Annotated in this window: 14 protein-coding genes; 2 read left to right on the top strand and 12 right to left on the bottom strand. The window is 72.5% G+C overall.

Going from position 1 to position 14,998, the window contains the following annotated elements:
- Nucleotides 1-6 precede the first annotated feature (6 nt).
- From ACBI99_RS16915 to ACBI99_RS16900, 4 genes are all read right to left on the bottom strand, one after another.
- Nucleotides 7-2,100 (bottom strand): protein kinase, encoded by a 2,094-nt coding sequence (locus ACBI99_RS16915; protein ID WP_375072691.1) that lies wholly within the window; start codon nucleotides 2,098-2,100, stop codon nucleotides 7-9.
- A gap of 133 nt (nucleotides 2,101-2,233) precedes the next feature.
- Nucleotides 2,234-2,710 carry an iron chaperone gene (locus tag ACBI99_RS16910; protein WP_246643613.1) on the bottom strand — a complete coding sequence of 159 codons (477 nt, stop codon included), beginning with the start codon at nucleotides 2,708-2,710 and terminating at the stop codon, nucleotides 2,234-2,236.
- A gap of 113 nt (nucleotides 2,711-2,823) precedes the next feature.
- Entirely contained in the window at nucleotides 2,824-3,057 is a 234-nt protein-coding gene (locus ACBI99_RS16905; protein WP_219499012.1) for a LapA family protein, read from the bottom strand.
- A 77-nt stretch (nucleotides 3,058-3,134) separates the two neighbouring features.
- On the bottom strand, nucleotides 3,135-3,584 hold the full coding sequence (locus tag ACBI99_RS16900; RefSeq protein ID WP_219499016.1) for a GbsR/MarR family transcriptional regulator: 450 nt from the start codon (nucleotides 3,582-3,584) through the stop codon (nucleotides 3,135-3,137).
- Between the two features lie 51 nt (nucleotides 3,585-3,635).
- Between ACBI99_RS16900 and ACBI99_RS16895 the strand changes: the two genes are divergently transcribed.
- Entirely contained in the window at nucleotides 3,636-4,541 is a 906-nt protein-coding gene (locus tag ACBI99_RS16895) for an SDR family NAD(P)-dependent oxidoreductase (RefSeq protein ID WP_375072664.1), read from the top strand.
- 26 nt (nucleotides 4,542-4,567) lie between these two features.
- Here ACBI99_RS16895 and ACBI99_RS16890 read toward each other — a convergent pair whose 3' ends face one another.
- From ACBI99_RS16890 to ACBI99_RS16860, 7 genes are all read right to left on the bottom strand, one after another.
- Nucleotides 4,568-6,094, bottom strand: coding sequence for a family 20 glycosylhydrolase (locus tag ACBI99_RS16890; RefSeq protein ID WP_375072663.1), 1,527 nt, complete (start codon nucleotides 6,092-6,094; stop codon nucleotides 4,568-4,570).
- Nucleotides 6,091-7,227, bottom strand: a complete 1,137-nt coding sequence (locus ACBI99_RS16885) for an SGNH/GDSL hydrolase family protein (RefSeq protein WP_375072662.1) — start codon at nucleotides 7,225-7,227, stop codon at nucleotides 6,091-6,093. Before ACBI99_RS16885 ends, ACBI99_RS16890 begins: the two co-directional genes overlap by 4 nt.
- A complete protein-coding gene (locus tag ACBI99_RS16880; protein WP_375072661.1) occupies nucleotides 7,224-8,429 on the bottom strand; it encodes a glycoside hydrolase family 1 protein in 1,206 nt (401 codons plus the stop codon). Before ACBI99_RS16880 ends, ACBI99_RS16885 begins: the two co-directional genes overlap by 4 nt.
- A 23-nt stretch (nucleotides 8,430-8,452) precedes the next feature.
- A complete protein-coding gene (locus tag ACBI99_RS16875) occupies nucleotides 8,453-9,277 on the bottom strand; it encodes a carbohydrate ABC transporter permease (protein WP_219499031.1) in 825 nt (274 codons plus the stop codon).
- On the bottom strand, nucleotides 9,274-10,200 hold the full coding sequence (locus tag ACBI99_RS16870) for a sugar ABC transporter permease (protein WP_357584930.1): 927 nt from the start codon (nucleotides 10,198-10,200) through the stop codon (nucleotides 9,274-9,276). Before ACBI99_RS16870 ends, ACBI99_RS16875 begins: the two co-directional genes overlap by 4 nt.
- Before the next feature lie 39 nt (nucleotides 10,201-10,239).
- On the bottom strand, nucleotides 10,240-11,505 hold the full coding sequence (locus ACBI99_RS16865; RefSeq protein ID WP_375072660.1) for an extracellular solute-binding protein: 1,266 nt from the start codon (nucleotides 11,503-11,505) through the stop codon (nucleotides 10,240-10,242).
- 106 nt (nucleotides 11,506-11,611) lie between these two features.
- Nucleotides 11,612-12,685 carry a LacI family DNA-binding transcriptional regulator gene (locus tag ACBI99_RS16860; RefSeq protein ID WP_375072659.1) on the bottom strand — a complete coding sequence of 358 codons (1,074 nt, stop codon included), beginning with the start codon at nucleotides 12,683-12,685 and terminating at the stop codon, nucleotides 11,612-11,614.
- Between the two features lie 151 nt (nucleotides 12,686-12,836).
- On the opposite strand from ACBI99_RS16860, the gene ACBI99_RS16855 reads away from it, so the two are divergent.
- Nucleotides 12,837-13,748, top strand: coding sequence for an SGNH/GDSL hydrolase family protein (locus tag ACBI99_RS16855; RefSeq protein WP_375072658.1), 912 nt, complete (start codon nucleotides 12,837-12,839; stop codon nucleotides 13,746-13,748).
- 4 nt (nucleotides 13,749-13,752) lie between these two features.
- On the opposite strand, the gene ACBI99_RS16850 is transcribed toward ACBI99_RS16855, so the two are convergent.
- Nucleotides 13,753-14,967, bottom strand: coding sequence for a CynX/NimT family MFS transporter (locus ACBI99_RS16850; RefSeq protein ID WP_375072657.1), 1,215 nt, complete (start codon nucleotides 14,965-14,967; stop codon nucleotides 13,753-13,755).
- Nucleotides 14,968-14,998 lie beyond the last annotated feature (31 nt).

Genomic DNA, 14,998 nt, shown 5'->3' with positions numbered 1-14,998 from the left:
CCCACCCTACCGAGTGGTGATCACCAGGTACGGGACGGTCCCCGAGCCCAGGCCGCCGATCGCCGTGCCCACCCCGCCCGACTCCGCCAGCCCCACGCTCGCCGGGCCGCCGACCTTCGGCCGGAAGTAGCCGGTGAGGTTCAGCTTCACCCAGGCGCCGTTCACGCCCACTGCCGGGAACTCGCCGAGCTGCGCCCCGAGCTGCGGGCGCGTGTCGAAGGTGACCCCGGCGTTCCAGCCGTTGCCCATCGCGTACGCCATCGCCGCGCCCTGAGTGTCGACCGAGTCGTCGACCCGCATGTGCGCGTGCAGCACGACGGAGGCGATCCGGTCCGGCTTAACCTTGACCCGGCTGAGGTCGAAGCGGAAGTACGTCTCGCGGTAGAAGCCCGGGTTGCCGTTCTTGACCTTGCAGACCTGGCAGGCGGGGAACGACTTGGCGGAGTAGCCGCCGCCCCGGACCATGTTCGTCAGCGTGGCGGGCACCCGCAGCGTCCGGGGGCCGCTCTCCGGCTCGGCCTCCGGCTCCGGGGTCGCCTTGGACCCGACCGTCAGGGGGAGCGCGGCCACCTTGGCCGAGCCGTTCATCGTCACCTTGACCGTGATGCGGACCCGGCCCTCCTTCAGCACCGTCACCTGGCCGTCAGGGCTGACGGTGGCCACGCGCGGGTCGGCGCTGTGGAAGTCCAGGTCCGCGCGGGCCAGGCGGGCCGGGCGGCCGTTCGACAGGCGGCCGGTCACCTTGAGGCGGAACGTCTGGCCCGGCGCGTGGACCTTCGCGTCTGTCGAGAGGGAGACCTTGGCGAGGGTGGGCTTGCCGGCCTTCGCCGACGGCTCGGGCGAGGCCGAGCTCGACGCGGGCACGACGGGCTCGGTAGCGGTGGCGACGGCGAGGGCGCCGGGTGTGACGGTGGCGGTGGGCACCGCCGTCGCGGGGGCGAACCCGCCGGTGAGATGGACGGCGGCCACGGCGGCGGCCGACGCGGTGACCACGGCGGCCCCCGCGACCACCCAGCGCCGCGACGACCTGCGGCTCGGCCTGGTGTGGAGCGGTTGGTCCTGATGGGCGTACGACGGCGGGCCGGGCATCCCGGGCACCGGCCCGCTGCCGGGGGCCTGCGGTGCGCTGCCGGGAACGTGTGGCGCGCTGACCGGTGTCTGCGGGCCGGGTGGGGGCGGGCCGTGCGGCGTGGGGCCGAGGGTCTGCGGGGTGGGGCCGACGGGGTGTGGTGGTGCGGGGGCCGGTGGCGGGACGGCGGTCGCCGGCTCGGTCACCGGGAGCGCGAGCGCCCGCTGCACCTGCTGCAACTCCCGGACGAAGGCCCAGGCGTCCTGCGGCCGCCCGCCCGGGTCCTTGGACATCGCCCGCTCGACCAGGACGCGCAGCGGCGCGGGAACGGCGTGCTCCGGCAGCGGCGGCAACGGCTGCCTGAGCACCCTGAGCAGCAGCGGCGCCACCCCGGCATCGGCCGGATCATGGTAGGCGGGCCGCCCGGCCAGCAACTGGTAGAGCGTCGACCCGAGCGCGTACACGTCCGAGCGCACGTTCTGCGGCGAGCCGTTGAGCACCTCCGGCGCCGCGTGGTGCGGGGTGAACGTGAGCGTGTTGGACGAGAGCTGCCCCACGTCCAGCATGCGGGCCACGCCGAAGTCGGCCAGCGCGGGCTCGCCGTACTTGGAGACGAGGATGTTCTGCGGCTTGATGTCGCCGTGGAAGACCCCGGCGTCGTGCACGGCCGCGAGCGCGCCCGCCACCTTGACGCCGATCCGCAGCACCTCGTGCGGCGGGAGCGCTCCCGCCCGGCTGTGGAGGCTCCCGCCTTCGTGGAAGTCCATGACGATGTACGGCCGGCCGGCGGCGGTCGTGCCGGTGTCGAGCGCGGCCACGATGTTCGGATGGTCGCTCAGCCGCCCCATGACCTCCAGCTCCCGCCGGAAGTTGCGCAGCGCCCGCTCGTCCACGTCGGCCACCGACAGGATCTTCACGGCGACCACCCGGCCGACCCGCTCGTGCAGGGCGCGGTAGACCACGGCGAAACCGCCCTGGCCCACGGGCTCGATGAGCTGGTAGCCGGGAATCTGCTCCCGAGGATCCCCCATTGTCACCCGACAGATAGTGGCATATCGGAAAATCTTTGTCAGGGATCCCGCGCCCTCAGGCGCGTCATTGAATTCCGTCGGCAGCCCGGCAAGGGCGGAATAAAGGAAAAGCAAGCTTGCGTTTTACGGGTGGTCAGTCCTCGGCCACTGCCTGCTTGACGATCCGGGCGATGCGGGCCTCGTCGTCCGGGGTCAGGTCGGTCAGGGCGAAGGCGGTGGCCCACATGTTGCCGTCGTCCAGCCGCGCGTCGTCGTTGAAGCCGAGCGTCGCGTACCTCGACTTGAACTTCTGCGCGCTCTGGAAGAAGCAGACGATCTTGCCGTTCCTGGCGTACGCCGGCATCCCGTACCAGAGCTTGGGGGTGAGGGCGGGGGCGTTGGTCTTGACGAGGTCGTGGATGCGCTCGGCCAGGAAGCGGTCGGAGTCCTGCATTTCGGCGATCTTGGCGAGGACGTCGCTCTCGCCGTCGGCCTTGGTGGCGCGCGAGCCGCGGCGGGCGGCCTTCTTGAGCTCCTGGGCGTGCTCCTTCATCGCGGCCCGCTCCTCGTCCGAGAAGCCCTCGAACCCGGTGCCGCCGGTCTTGTCCTTGGTGTCGTTGGTGTTCGCCATTGCGAGGTTCCTCCCGTACATGTCCTTCTGGGTGACTCTCATGTTAGGGAGGCAGGGAGACGGGCCGCTTCTCGAAAACTGATCGATGACCGCCTCGCCTCGGACCGCCTGCGTCAGCGCCGGCGCCCGCCCCTGCGGCTCATCAGCGCGCCGATCAGCATCCCGATGCCCACGCACACCACCAGCGTGATCCACAACGGCGCGGTCACCACGATCATGAACAACTGGATCGCCGCATCCTGCCGGTTCTGCAGGATGAACACGATCGCCAGCACCAGGAGCGCCAACGCCACCCACACCCGAGGCGGCACCGACCCCAACGGGCTCGTCGGCCTCTGCTCTGTCATGATGTCCCCCGAACTGTGAAGCCCCTCCACGCAGGCCATACCCGCATTGCCCCGGCCTCGACCACGAGCCTCGTGGGTCAGGGGCGTTCGCGCTCCCACTGGTCGAGGAGCTTGGGGAACTCGCGGCCCATGAAGCCGTACAGGTCGCGCATCCGCTCCAGCCTGGCCCGGCTCGCGGGGTTGTCCCCGGCCACGGCCAGGCCCTGCTCGGCGAGTTGGGCGAACGCGGAGAACTCCGCCATCTTCGCCCGGAACGCGCGCCCGAACACGTCCTCCGTCAGCCGGTAGTGGTCGCGGCGGCCCCGGGGCGGCCGGAAGCGTTCGACGAGCCCGCCGCGTTCGAGCTGGCCGAGGGCCACGCTCATGCTGCTCTTGGCCACGCCGAGCCGGTCGCACAGCCCTGGGGCGTCGGCGGAGTCGTCCGGATCGACCAGCAGCACGCCGATGACCCGCCCCGCCGTGCGGCTGAGCCCCAGCCGCTCGAAGTAAAGCCCCGCACTCTCCACGAACTCCTCAGCACCGGCCACCCCTCGATTCTATTCTGTTCGGATCGTTCCGAACAGAATAGAATCCCCGGCATGCTGTCCATCGCCATCACCGGCGCCAACTCCGGGATCGGCCTGCGCGCCGCCCGCACCCTCGCCGCCGCCGGCCACCACGTGCTGGCGCTCTGTCGGGACCTCGACCGAGGCCGCGCCGCGCTGGCCGAGATCAACGCCCACGCCGCGCACCCGGCCACCCTCGTCCAGGCGGACCTGTCGTCCCCGGACTCCATCGAGGCCGCCGCCGACCAGCTCACCCGGACCGCCGGCCACCTCGACGTGCTCGTCAACAACGCCGCCGTCTTCGACCAGACGCTGCGCGAGCCCCGCTTCACCGCCGACGGCCACGAGCTGTTCTGGGCCACCAACCACCTGGGCCCCTTCCTGCTCACCGCCCGCCTCAGCCCGCTGCTCGCCGCCGCCGCCCGCCCGCGGGTGATCAACGTGGCCAGCAAGGGGCTGCTCTCGATGCCGCGCATCCGCATCCGGTTCGACCAGCTCGACGATCCGAGCTGGTTCACCCCGACCCGCGCGTACTACCACGCCAAACTCGCCCAGATCATGACAACCATGACCCTGGCCGAGAGGGCGGAGAAGGCCGAGAAGGAGGAGAAGGCCGAGAGGGCACAAAAGGGTGCGGGTCGCCTGGAGGTCGCCTGCGTGCGCGTTCCCGCCGTCCGGCTCGACGCCGGCCGGGTGGCCGCCATGCCGTGGCTGCTGCGCACCCTGTACGCGCCGAAGAACCGCATGGCCGTCCCCGCCGAGCGCCTCGGCGACACCTACGCCCGCCTGGCCACCGGCGACGGACCCCTGCCCGGCCCGTACGTGGACGAGGACCTGCGCCCGGTCCGCGCGCCGGCCTTCGCCTACGACGAGCCGGCCCGCGAGCGGCTGTGGGCGGCCTCCCAGGCCGCCACCGGCAACCCCGCCTGGGCCTGGTGACCCCGCCTGGGCCTGGTGACCCCCGGCTACCAGTGGGCGGGCCGGTACGCCGCGCCCCAGCCGGTCGCCTGCCAGGTGCCGGCGTGCGGTCGCAGGCGTGAGCTGTGGTCCTCCCAGGTCGTCGGCTCGCGCGTCCAGGCCCGTTCCGCCGCGGCCGGGAGGCGGGGGAGCAGCAGGAACGCCAGGTCGTCGAAGCCGTCGACGGTCTCCGACCAGATCGCCGCCTCCACGCCGGCGATGCGCACGTCCAGCCCCGCCACCAGCGATTCGGGGGTCCAGTCGAACATCTGCCGGAGGGTCTTGGCCGGGTAGTCGCGGAAGCCGAGCCGGGCCCGGCGCGCCTCCCCGTCGGCGTCGGCGGCGGGTTCCGCGTAGGGGCGGTCGAGGTAGAGCACGTCGCTGGACGAGAGGAGCACCGGCAGCCCGGCGGCCGCGGCGGCGGGGCCGTCGCCGGGCGCGAGCGCGAACAGCTCCACCAGCTGGTCGACGAACCGGTGCGCGGACTCCGGCAGCTCGGCCTTCTTCGCGTCGGCGTCGATGCTCGTCTCCGCGCCGATCCACAGCTGCACGAGGTCGCCGGGGCCGAGCGCGCCGGCGCGTACCGCCTCCTGCCAGGCGACCACCCGGCTGCCGGCCGCGTGCGCCGCGCGGACGGCCAGGCCGACCGCCCTGGTGTACGCCTCGAACGGCATGCCGAACGGCTCGTCGCCGCCGATGTGGACGAACCGGGCGCGGGACGCCTGGACGAACTCGGTGACGGTCTCGGCGATGAACGACTCGGCCCCCGGCGCCGCGGGGTCCACGTAGCCCAGCCGGGCGGCCATCCCGCCCTCGGTGAGCTCCGGATAGGCGCGGGTGGCGGCGAGCGAGTGGCCGGGCAGGTCGACCTCGGGCAGGATCGTCACCCCGCGCGTCTCGGCGAACGCCGTCAGCTCGTCCAGGTCGCGCCGGGTGATCAGCTCGCCGGGCGAGGTCGCGTCCAGCCCCGGGCGGGCCGCGGACTGCAGCCGCCAGCCGTCGGAGTCGGTGAGGTGCAGGTGCAGCACGTTCAGCTTGTAGCGGGTCAGCAGGTCGACGACGCGGCGGATCTCGTCCACGCCGAACGGGTGCCGTACGACGTCGACCATCAGCCCGCGCCACGCCAGGCGGGGCCCGTCGGCGATCCGGCCCACGGGCAGCCGGCCGGCCGAGCCCTCCGCGAGCTGGACGAGCGTCGCGGCGCCGCGCAGGACCGCCTGGGGGGTCGGCCCGGTCACCGTGACCTCGCCGGGGGCGATCGTGATCGTGTGCCGCTCGTCGGGCGCGGCCTCGTCCGGGGCGATGCCGTCGGCGGGCGGCACGTCGGCGGGGGCCGCCCCGAGCCGGAGCGTGATGCGCAGCGGCGGCGCGTCGCCGGTCCCGGCGGTGCGGGCGAGCTCGGCCCGGAGCCAGTCGCGGGCCGCCTCCAGCGGGGCCTCCGCCTCGATGACGACGCGGGCGGGGTCGAGGACCGTCGTCGTGGTGTCGTCAAGCGTGACCGCGTGCGGCCACGGCACCAGCGCAGGCGGGGTCATCGGCGGCCCCCCAGCAGCCCGGCCAGCGCCGGAATGCCGGCCACGGTGTCTTGGAAGCGCCGGGCGATGAGGCCCAGCCCCTCCTCGGTCGGGTGCAGGCCGTCGCCCAGCAGCCCGGCGTCGTCCTCGCCCAGCAGCGTACGGCCGTCCACCAGGTGCAGATGGGAGTCGTCGCGGTCGGCGCGCGCCCGTTCGAGGATGCGCCGGGTCCCGGCCAGCGTGAGGGCGCCGTCGTCGCTCTCCAGGGCCCGGACCGCGCCCGCGGCCCGGCCGTCGCGGTCGACCGTCGGCCCCGGCGTGTGCTCGTGCGCCGGGCAGGCGATCGCGGTGACGAGGACGATCGGCGTGTCCGGATGGCCGTCACGGATCAGGTCGAGGAAGCCGTGCACGGCGGGCAGCATCGCCCGGGCGCGCATCGAGTCGACGTTCACGAGGTTGATCCCCACTTTCAGGGTGATCAGGTCGGCGGGGGCGTCCCTGATCATGCGGGCGACGAACGGGTCCAGTTGCGCGTTGCCGCCGAAGGACAGGTTGCGCAGCCGCCAGCCGGTGGCGAGGGCGACCCGCGCCGGCCAGGTGCGGTCGGGGGCGGACGCCTCCAGCCCGTGGCTGATGGAGCTGCCGTAGTGGATCCAGCGCGGCGCGCCGTCGGGCGGCGCGGGCGTGACCGGCGCGTCGGCGTCCAGGCTGACGACTTCGACCGCGCAGTCGTGCGGCAGCAGGATCTCGACGTGCTTCTCCCGGCCGTCGGGGACCAGAGCCATCGACACGTCGGACGGGCCCCGGCGCTCGGCTCCGGCGATCCGGTGGCCGGCGTCCATGATGACGACGTCGCCTTCGGGGATCGCCACGTGCTCGGCCACCACGCCGTCGACGACCAGCGCGAGCAGGTGCGGCCGGGCGGGCTCGACCCCGGCCGGCCGGACCGACCGGGTGTGCAGGCGCAGGGTCAGCAGGGTCGCGCTGGTCGTGAACCGGAGCGAGACGCCGGTGGGCGCCTGCTCCATGAGCTCGAACCAGGTGTCGTCGTGCTGGGCGCGCGCCCACGGCGGCAGCCGGCGCGGACGCAGCCCGCCGTGGTGCCCCGGGTCGAGCGCCGCCGCGCCCTCGATGAGCCGGGCCAGCTCGGTCACGACGCGGCCCCCTGGCGGAGGGTCGCCTCCGGGTCGCGGACGAGCCGCGCGTACCAGCGGGCGCTGGGCTTGACCGTACGCCGGAACGTGGTCCGGTCGACCGAGACGAGGCCGAAGGTCGGCTCCCACGAGCCCCACTCGTAGTTGTCCAGGAGCGACCAGTGCAGGTAGCCGCGCACGTCGATGCCGTCGGCCAGCGCGTGGGCCAGGCCCAGCACGGCCTCGCCCGTGTACGCGATCCGCTCGTCGTCGTCACCGGTCGCGATGCCGTTCTCGGTGACGAGCAGCGGCGTCGAGCCGCCGAGCCGGGCGGCGGTGTGGCGGACGGTGTCCTCCAGGGCGCGGGGGTAGTACTCCCAGCCCATCATCGTGCGCCGGTCGTCCGGGCCGGGGACGATCAGGCCCCGCTCGCCCGCGCGCATGCGGCTGTAGGCCTGCACGCCGAGGAAGTCGTCGCCCTTGGCCACGTCGATGTACTGGTCGTCGATCAGGTAGGACATCTCGGCGGTGCGGTCGGGGCCGGCGCCGTGGTCCTGGACGTTCTGGTTCGCCACCGTCCATCCGGATCTGAGCCCGGGGACGGACGCGAGCAGTTCGCGGGCCGCCTCGTGCGCGCGGGTCAGCGCGGCGGTCACGCCGGGGTCGGGCACGACGAACGCGGGCACCTCCCCGTCGGCGGCGTGCCTGCGGCGGGCGACCATCATGGCGACCATGTTGGGCTCGTTGATCGTGCAGACCCAGCGGACGCCGTCGAGGATCGGCAGCACGGCCCGGACGTACTCGGTGAAGTGCGTGAGCGCCTCGCCGGAGGTCCAGCCGCCCTCGGCGCGCAGCCACGCGGGGTTGGTGAAGTGGTGGAGCGTCACGACGGGAGTCAGGCCGCGCTCGGCGCATCCTTCGATGACGCGGCGGTAATGGTCCAGCATCGCCGCCGAGGGGTGGCCGGGCGCGGGGACCACGCGGGCCCACTCGACGCTGAACCGGTAGGCGTTGAGGCCGAGGTCGCGGGCGATGTCGAGGTCTTCCGGCCAGCGGTGGAAGCTGTCGCAGGCGTCTCCGGACCGGTCGCGCAGGGTTCCCGATCCGTCGTTCTCCGCGTGCCAGAGGTCGCTGCCGACGTTGTTGCCCTCCACCTGGTGCGCAGCCGTCGAGGCCCCCCAGAGGAAGCCGTCCGGGAAGGCCACCGGGTGCGGGGTCGCCATGTTCACTCCTGTCGGGGATGTCGTCATTTGAGGCCCATGGTGGCGATGCCCTGCACGAAGTAGCGCTGCAGGGACACGAACAGGGCCAGGATGGGGGTGATGATCAGTACGGCGCCGGCGAGCAGCGTGCCGTAGTCGGTCGCGTACTGACCGGTCGAGTAGAGCGAGAGCGCGACCGGCAGCGTGTACATCTCCTCGGTCTGGCTGGCCACGAGCGGCCAGAGGAAGTTGTTCCACGAGCCGAGGAAGGTGAGGATGCCGAGCGTCGCCAGCGCGGGCCCGCACAGCGGGAGCACGATGCGGGTGAAGATCCGCAGCTCGGACGCGCCGTCGATGCGTGCCGCCTCCAGCAGCGAGTCCGGGATGTCCAGCATGAACTGGCGCATCAGGAAGACGCCCACCGGCTGGGTGAGGAACGGCAGGACCAGGGCCGCGTACGAGTCGAGGATGCCCATCTTGGCGACGATCACGAACAGCGGGACGAAGGTCACCACGCCCGGCACCATGATCGTCACCAGGACGACGCCGAGCAGGATCCGCTTGCCGGCGAAGTCCATCTTGGCCAGCGCGTAGCCGACCATCGAGCAGAACAGCAGGTTGCCGAGCACGGTGATCACCGCGACGACCAGGCTGTTGGTGAAGAACGTGCCGAAGTTCAGCTCGGTCAGCCAGCGGGTGAAGTTGCCTCCGGTGGGGGACTGCGGCCACCACGTCGGCGGGTCGGCGAAGATCTCGTCCTGCGTCTTGAACGAGCCCAGCACCATCCAGGCGAACGGCGCGAGCCACGCCACCAGGCCGGCGGTCAGCACGACGTACGTGAGGGCCCGGGCTGACAGGAGTTTGGTCATGTCGATCTCCTGAGCAGGCGGAACTGCAGGATGCTGACCGCCGCGATGACGACGAACATGATGTAGCTCGCTGCGGACGCCTTGGCGAAGTCGCCGAAGCCGAAGGTGTTGAACGTGTAGTACGTCATGGAGAGCGTGGAGCTGAGCGGGCCGCCCTGCGTCATCACGAAGGCTTCCTCGAAGAACTGCAGGTAGCCGACCGAGATGAGCACGCTGCCCAGCAGCATCGTGGGCCGCAGCAGCGGCAGCGTGACGCTGCGCAGGCGGCGCCAGCGCCCGGCGCCGTCCATCTCCGCGGCCTCCCTGACGTCGGTGGGGATGGCCTGCAGCCCCGCCAGGAAGATGATCATCAGGGTGCCGGTGTTGCGCCAGACGGCCATCAGGATCAGCGACGGCAGCGCCCAGGTGGTGCTGTTCAGCCAGTCGGGACCCTCGATGCCGACCAGGGCGAGGACCATGTTCAGCAGGCCGTCGCGGGCCAGGATGTAGCGCCAGATGACCGAGACGGCGACGACGCTCGTGACCACCGGCGCGTAGAAGGCGACGCGGTAGATCGGCCGCAGCCGCCGGATGCCGGAGTTGAGCGCCAGCGCCAGCCCCAGCCCGAGCGCCACGGTCACGGGGATGCCGACGATCACGAACAGCGCGGTCACCCAGGCGGCGTTCTGGAACTCGGGGTCGGAGAGCACGTTCGCGTACTGCTCGAACCCCACGAAATCGACGTTGAACGGCGACTGGATGTCCTGCGCCGTCATGTCGGTGAACGAGAAGCCGATCGAGCTGGCGATCGGCAGGATCATGAACACCGCGAAGACGACCACGAAGGGCGCGGTGAACAGCCAGGCGATCAGCGTCTGCCGGCGGCGGCGCTCGGAGTTCGCCCCGCCGGCCCGGCGGGCGCGCACGTCATGGGACGCGCGCACCCGTCCGGGCGCTGTCGAAGGTGTGGATCGCGACACTGCTCAGGACACCCCGATGCCGTCGGCCTGCTTCTGGAGCTGCCGCAGCGCGTCGGACACCGGCTTGCCGCCCTTGACGATCTGCTCGATCGCGGCGTCGCCCGCCGCGCCGACCTTGTCGAAGCTGACGACCTGCGGCGGCGCCTTGGCGGTCTTGAGCTGCTCGGCGAACGCGGCCAGCGTCGGGTCGGAGACGAGGGCCGGGTCCTTCCAGGCGCTCTCGATCGACGGCAGGTCGCCGCTGACCTTGTACCAGGCGGCCTGGGTGTCGGCCTGGCTGAGCCACTGCACCAGCTTCCAGGCGGAGTCCGGGTTCTTGGCGCCCTTGAAGACCACCAGGTTCGCGCCGCCGACGAACGAGGTCGAGCTCTTGCCGGCCGGCAGGGGCACGGTCGTGTACATGCTCGCGAACTTCTCGCCGCCGGCCTGAGCGATGGCGCCGCGCAGGAACGGGCCGGCGACGAGCATGGGCGTCGCGCCCGTCATGAAGTCCTTCACCGCGGCGGCGGGAGCCGTGTCGGCGTTCGGGTCGGCGATGCCCTTCTCGAAGTACGAGGCCAGGTACTCGAAGGCGGAGGCGAACTCCGGGGTGTCGAGCGTCCAGGCGCTGCGGTCGGCGTTCATGAGCTCGGCGCCGTTGGACCACGCCATCCAGAGCGCCGACTGGAACGACCCGGTCGTGCCCGCGGGCAGCCGGATGCCCCACTTGGCCCCGGCCTTCTTCTGCAGGTCGGCGGCCATCTGCTGGAGCTCTTCCCAGGTGGCCGGCGGCTTGTCCCAGCCTGCCTTCTCGGCCAGGTCCGTCCGGTAGTAGAGCGCACGCACGTCGACGTACCAGGGCACTTCGAGGAGCTTCCCGTCGATCGTGCCCGTCGAGACGGACCCCGGGTACATGCCGGAGGTGTCGATGGCGTCGGGCACGGGCGCGAAGGCGTCCTTGAAGACCGGCAGGCCGGGCATCATCGCCAGGTCTGGAACGTTCCCGGCGGCGATGGCGGTCTGGAACTTCTGGTAGGCCGAGTCCCACGGCATGGCCGTCACGTCCACGGTGACGCCCGGGTTGTCGGCCTCGAACTTCTTGACGAACTCGGGCAGGAGCTCGCCCTCGTTGCCCATCGCCCACATGGTGATCTTGCCGGTCGCCTTGGCCGCGACGGTGGACGACGGCTGGGCCTGCCCGCCGCCGGCCTCTTCGGCGCGGCCACAACCGGTGAGCGCCGTCGCCGCGACGATCGCGGCCAGGGCGGCCACTGTCGATCTGTATCGCACGGCCAGTTCCTTCCTGTTGACCTGCATGCCTCCCCCGAGTGGATGCGAATTTATGCGCTTAACAAGCCAAGAAGCCAGCCCCATTGCGCAATCGAGATAAAACTCTTCAGCGACACCCGCAGCTACGGCCGATCACCGTGCGCGTCGGAAGCACGTACGACGTGGGGTGGGAGAGCCCGGCGGCCGTGTCGGTCAGGATGCGCACGGCCAGCCGCCCCATCGACGCGAACGGCTGCCTGACCGTGGTCAGCGTCGGGTCGGAGAGCCGGCCGGCGATGATCCCGTCGAAGCCTGTGACCGCGACGTCGTCCGGCACCCGGATGCCGTGGCGGGCCAGCAGGTCGATCACCGTGAGCGCGAGCTGGTCGGTGGCGCACACCAGCGCGTCGGGCAGGTCGCCGGCCGTGATGGCCGCGCGCAGCGAGCGCAGGCTGTCACGGGTGAGCGCCGTCGTGTCGAACGGCTCATCCGGGACCGGCAGCCCGTGCGCGGCCAGCGCCGCCTGGAACCCGGCGAACCGGGCGCCGATGTCGGGGGCGGCCAGCTCGCCCAGGAACACCAGCGTCCGATGGCCGTGCTGCCCGATCAGGTGGTCGACGAGCTCGCGCACGGCGTCCTCGTTGGAGACCGTGATGTGGTGCAGGGGGTCGTGCATGGGCGGGCTGCTGAAGATCACCACCGGGACGCCGCGCCCCACGTGTTCCAGCAGGTCACGCGCCGCGCCGCCGGGGAAGATCGCCAGCCCGTCGACGCTGCCCGCCAGGTCGATGCTGCCCAGCGAGTCACGGCTGGCCCCCGACCCGAGCATCACCGAACGGCCCAGCCGCCGCGCCTCCAGCTCGAAGCCGCGCTGGATCTCGTCCACGTAGAGAGGGAAGCGCCGCACGTCGCCGAGGCCGTCGAGCTCCTTGGCCACCAGGGTGTCGAGATCCAGGGCCGGGGCGCTGAGGTCGGACGGCAGGAACATGTCGAAGGCGTACAGGCCGAGCGCCTGCGAGCGGCCCTTCGCCAGCCCGCGCGCGCTGCCGCTCGGCACGTAGCCGAGGACCCGCGCGGCCTGGAGGACCAGCTCCCGCGTCTCCGGGCGGACCCGCTCCGGCTGCCGGAACGTGTGCGAGACCGTCGCGATGGAGACGCCCGCGCGCTCGGCGACGTCGTAGACGGTCGTCCTCTGCGCCACCGGACCATCACCCGCCTCTCGCTTGCGATCCGATCGTATCCGCTCGGGCAGATCTTGACGCTGCGGGCTCCGTGTGGCAAAACTTACCGCCTGGTAGGAAACTGCGGTCCGCCGCCTCCTGCCCTCACCCCCCCGTCCAGTGAAGGTGGCCATGCTCGCAACCAGCCGACGGCTCAGGAACACCTCCCTCGTGATCGCCCCAGCACTCGCGGCAGCACTCGCCTCGGCGGTCGTCGCGGCACCGCCCGCGCACGCCGCCACCGGCCATTACGTGGCCCTCGGCGACTCCTACACCGCGGGCCCCGGAATCCCGAACCAGACGGACGCGAACTGCGGCCGGTCCGACCGGAACTACCCCACGCTGACGGCGGCCGGGTTACCCGCGGCCGCGTTCACCGACGCGAGCTGCGCCGGGGCCACCACGGCGCACATGACCGCCTCGCAGGGCACCGCGCCGCCCCAGCTCGACGCGCTCCGGCTGGACACCGGCCTGGTCACGCTGGGGATCGGCGGCAACGACATCGACGTCAGCGGCATCATCGCCCGCTGCGTCATCCTCGGGAAGCTCAACCCGTGGGGCTCGCCGTGCAAGACCAGCTACACCGTGGCCGGCATCGACCCGATCGGCGGGCGGATCGCCGCCACGGGCGACAAGGTCGACGCCGTGCTCCAGGAGATCAAGCGCCGCTCCCCGGCCGCCGACGTCCTCGTCGTCGGCTATCCGGTGATCATGCCGGACGACGGGAGCAACTGCTACTCGACCGTCCCCATCGCCAAGGGTGACGCGCCCTGGCTGCGGGACGTGGAGAAGCGCCTCAACGCCATGCTCGCCGCCCGCGCCGCCGCCAACGGCGCCACGTACGTCGACACCTACGCCGGCTCGGTGGGCCACGACCTGTGCAAGCCGCTCGGCGTGCGGTGGATGGAGCCGATGGAGGGCGTCGACTCGGTCGGCCTCCACCCCAACGCCGCAGGCCACGAGGCCATGGCCGCCGCCGTCCAGGCCACCGCCGCCCAGGCCGGAGCCGCCCGGACCGCGGCCGTGCAGGAGGCCGCCCAGTAGGGCGTCAGCGGGGCTCGCCGGCGCCGAGCGGGTCCCGGTCCGCGCCGGCCGCGGGCACCGTGCCGCGGCCGGCCGCGATCGAGACGATCACCTGGCCGGTCGCGGCGACGCACATCAGCGCGAGCGGCGCCTCCCACCCGGAGCTGACGGTGTGCAGCAGCCCGAAGACCACCGGGCCCGCCGCCGCCACCAGGTAGCCGATCGACTGCGCCATCGCCGACAGCTCGCCCGCGCCGGTCGCGTCGTGGGCGCGCAGGCTGAGGAAGGCCAGCGCGAGCACCAGGCACGCGCCACCGGCCAGCCCCAGGACGACCGTCCACGCCAGCACCCAGCCGGGCGCCACCAGCAGCCCGGCATAGCCGGTCAGCAACGCCGCCGAGCTCACGGCGGCCACCGCGCGCTGGTCGCGCGCCCACCGCAGCGCGATCGGCACCGCCAGGCTGGTCACCAGCGCGACCGCCTGGTAGAGGAACAGCAGCCACCCGGCCGTCGCCGCGCCGACCCCGCTGTCCTGGAACACCTGGGGCAGCCACGTCACGGCGACGTAGAAGCCCAGCGACTGCAGGCCCATGAACGCCGTGACCGCCCAGGCGAGCGGCGAGCGCCACGGCAGCCGCCGCCGGCGGACCGTCCCATCGGCCGGCCGCGCGGCGCGCACCTGCGGGAACCACAGCGCCACGGCCACCAGCGCGGGCACGATCCAGCAGCCCAGCGCGGTGTACCAGCCGCCCGGGGCGGCCTCGGCGATCGGCACCGCGACGCCGGAGGCCACCGCGGCGACACCGCCCATCACCGTGGCGTACGCGCTGGTCAGCAGCCCCACCCTGTCCGGGAAGTCGCGCTTGATCAGGCTCGGCAGGATCACGTTGCCCACCGCGATCCCCGCGCCGATCAGCACGGTCCCGGCGAACAGGGCGCCGGCCGACGGGATCCACCGCACCGCGATCCCGAACGTCATCACCAGGAGCGCGCCCCAGAGCAGCCGCTCGGGCCCCCACCGCGCCGCCATGCGCGGGACCACCGGTGACACCGCCGCGAACGCCAGCAGCGGCAGCGTCGTCAGCAGCCCCGCCACGGCCGGAGCCAGCCCCAGATCGGCCTGGACGCGATCCAGCAGCGGCCCGACGCCGGTCAGGCTCGGCCGCAGGTTCGCGGCCACCACCAGCAGTCCCCACACCAGGAGCGCCTGGCCGGACCGTCCCCCCGCCCGTTTCGACATGATGCCGACCTTTCCTGCATAATCGGAATAA

Source organism: Nonomuraea sp. ATR24 (assembly GCF_041950485.1).
GTDB lineage: Bacteria > Actinomycetota > Actinomycetes > Streptosporangiales > Streptosporangiaceae > Nonomuraea > Nonomuraea ceibae.
Note: the sequence above shows the minus strand (reverse complement) of the source record. Positions and strands in the feature narration are given on the sequence as shown.

What these genes read in the sequence shown, in the direction of transcription:
- ACBI99_RS16915 (WP_375072691.1), bottom strand. Translation starts at nt 2,100, where the DNA reads ATGGGGGATCCTCGGGAGCAGATTCCCGGCTACCAGCTCATCGAGCCC.
- ACBI99_RS16910 (WP_246643613.1), bottom strand. Translation starts at nt 2,710, where the DNA reads ATGGCGAACACCAACGACACCAAGGACAAGACCGGCGGCACCGGGTTC.
- ACBI99_RS16905 (WP_219499012.1), bottom strand. Translation starts at nt 3,057, where the DNA reads ATGACAGAGCAGAGGCCGACGAGCCCGTTGGGGTCGGTGCCGCCTCGG.
- ACBI99_RS16895 (WP_375072664.1), top strand. Translation starts at nt 3,636, where the DNA reads ATGCTGTCCATCGCCATCACCGGCGCCAACTCCGGGATCGGCCTGCGC.
- ACBI99_RS16890 (WP_375072663.1), bottom strand. Translation starts at nt 6,094, where the DNA reads ATGACCCCGCCTGCGCTGGTGCCGTGGCCGCACGCGGTCACGCTTGAC.
- ACBI99_RS16880 (WP_375072661.1), bottom strand. Translation starts at nt 8,429, where the DNA reads ATGGCGACCCCGCACCCGGTGGCCTTCCCGGACGGCTTCCTCTGGGGG.
- ACBI99_RS16875 (WP_219499031.1), bottom strand. Translation starts at nt 9,277, where the DNA reads ATGACCAAACTCCTGTCAGCCCGGGCCCTCACGTACGTCGTGCTGACC.
- ACBI99_RS16855 (WP_375072658.1), top strand. Translation starts at nt 12,837, where the DNA reads ATGCTCGCAACCAGCCGACGGCTCAGGAACACCTCCCTCGTGATCGCC.
- ACBI99_RS16850 (WP_375072657.1), bottom strand. Translation starts at nt 14,967, where the DNA reads ATGTCGAAACGGGCGGGGGGACGGTCCGGCCAGGCGCTCCTGGTGTGG.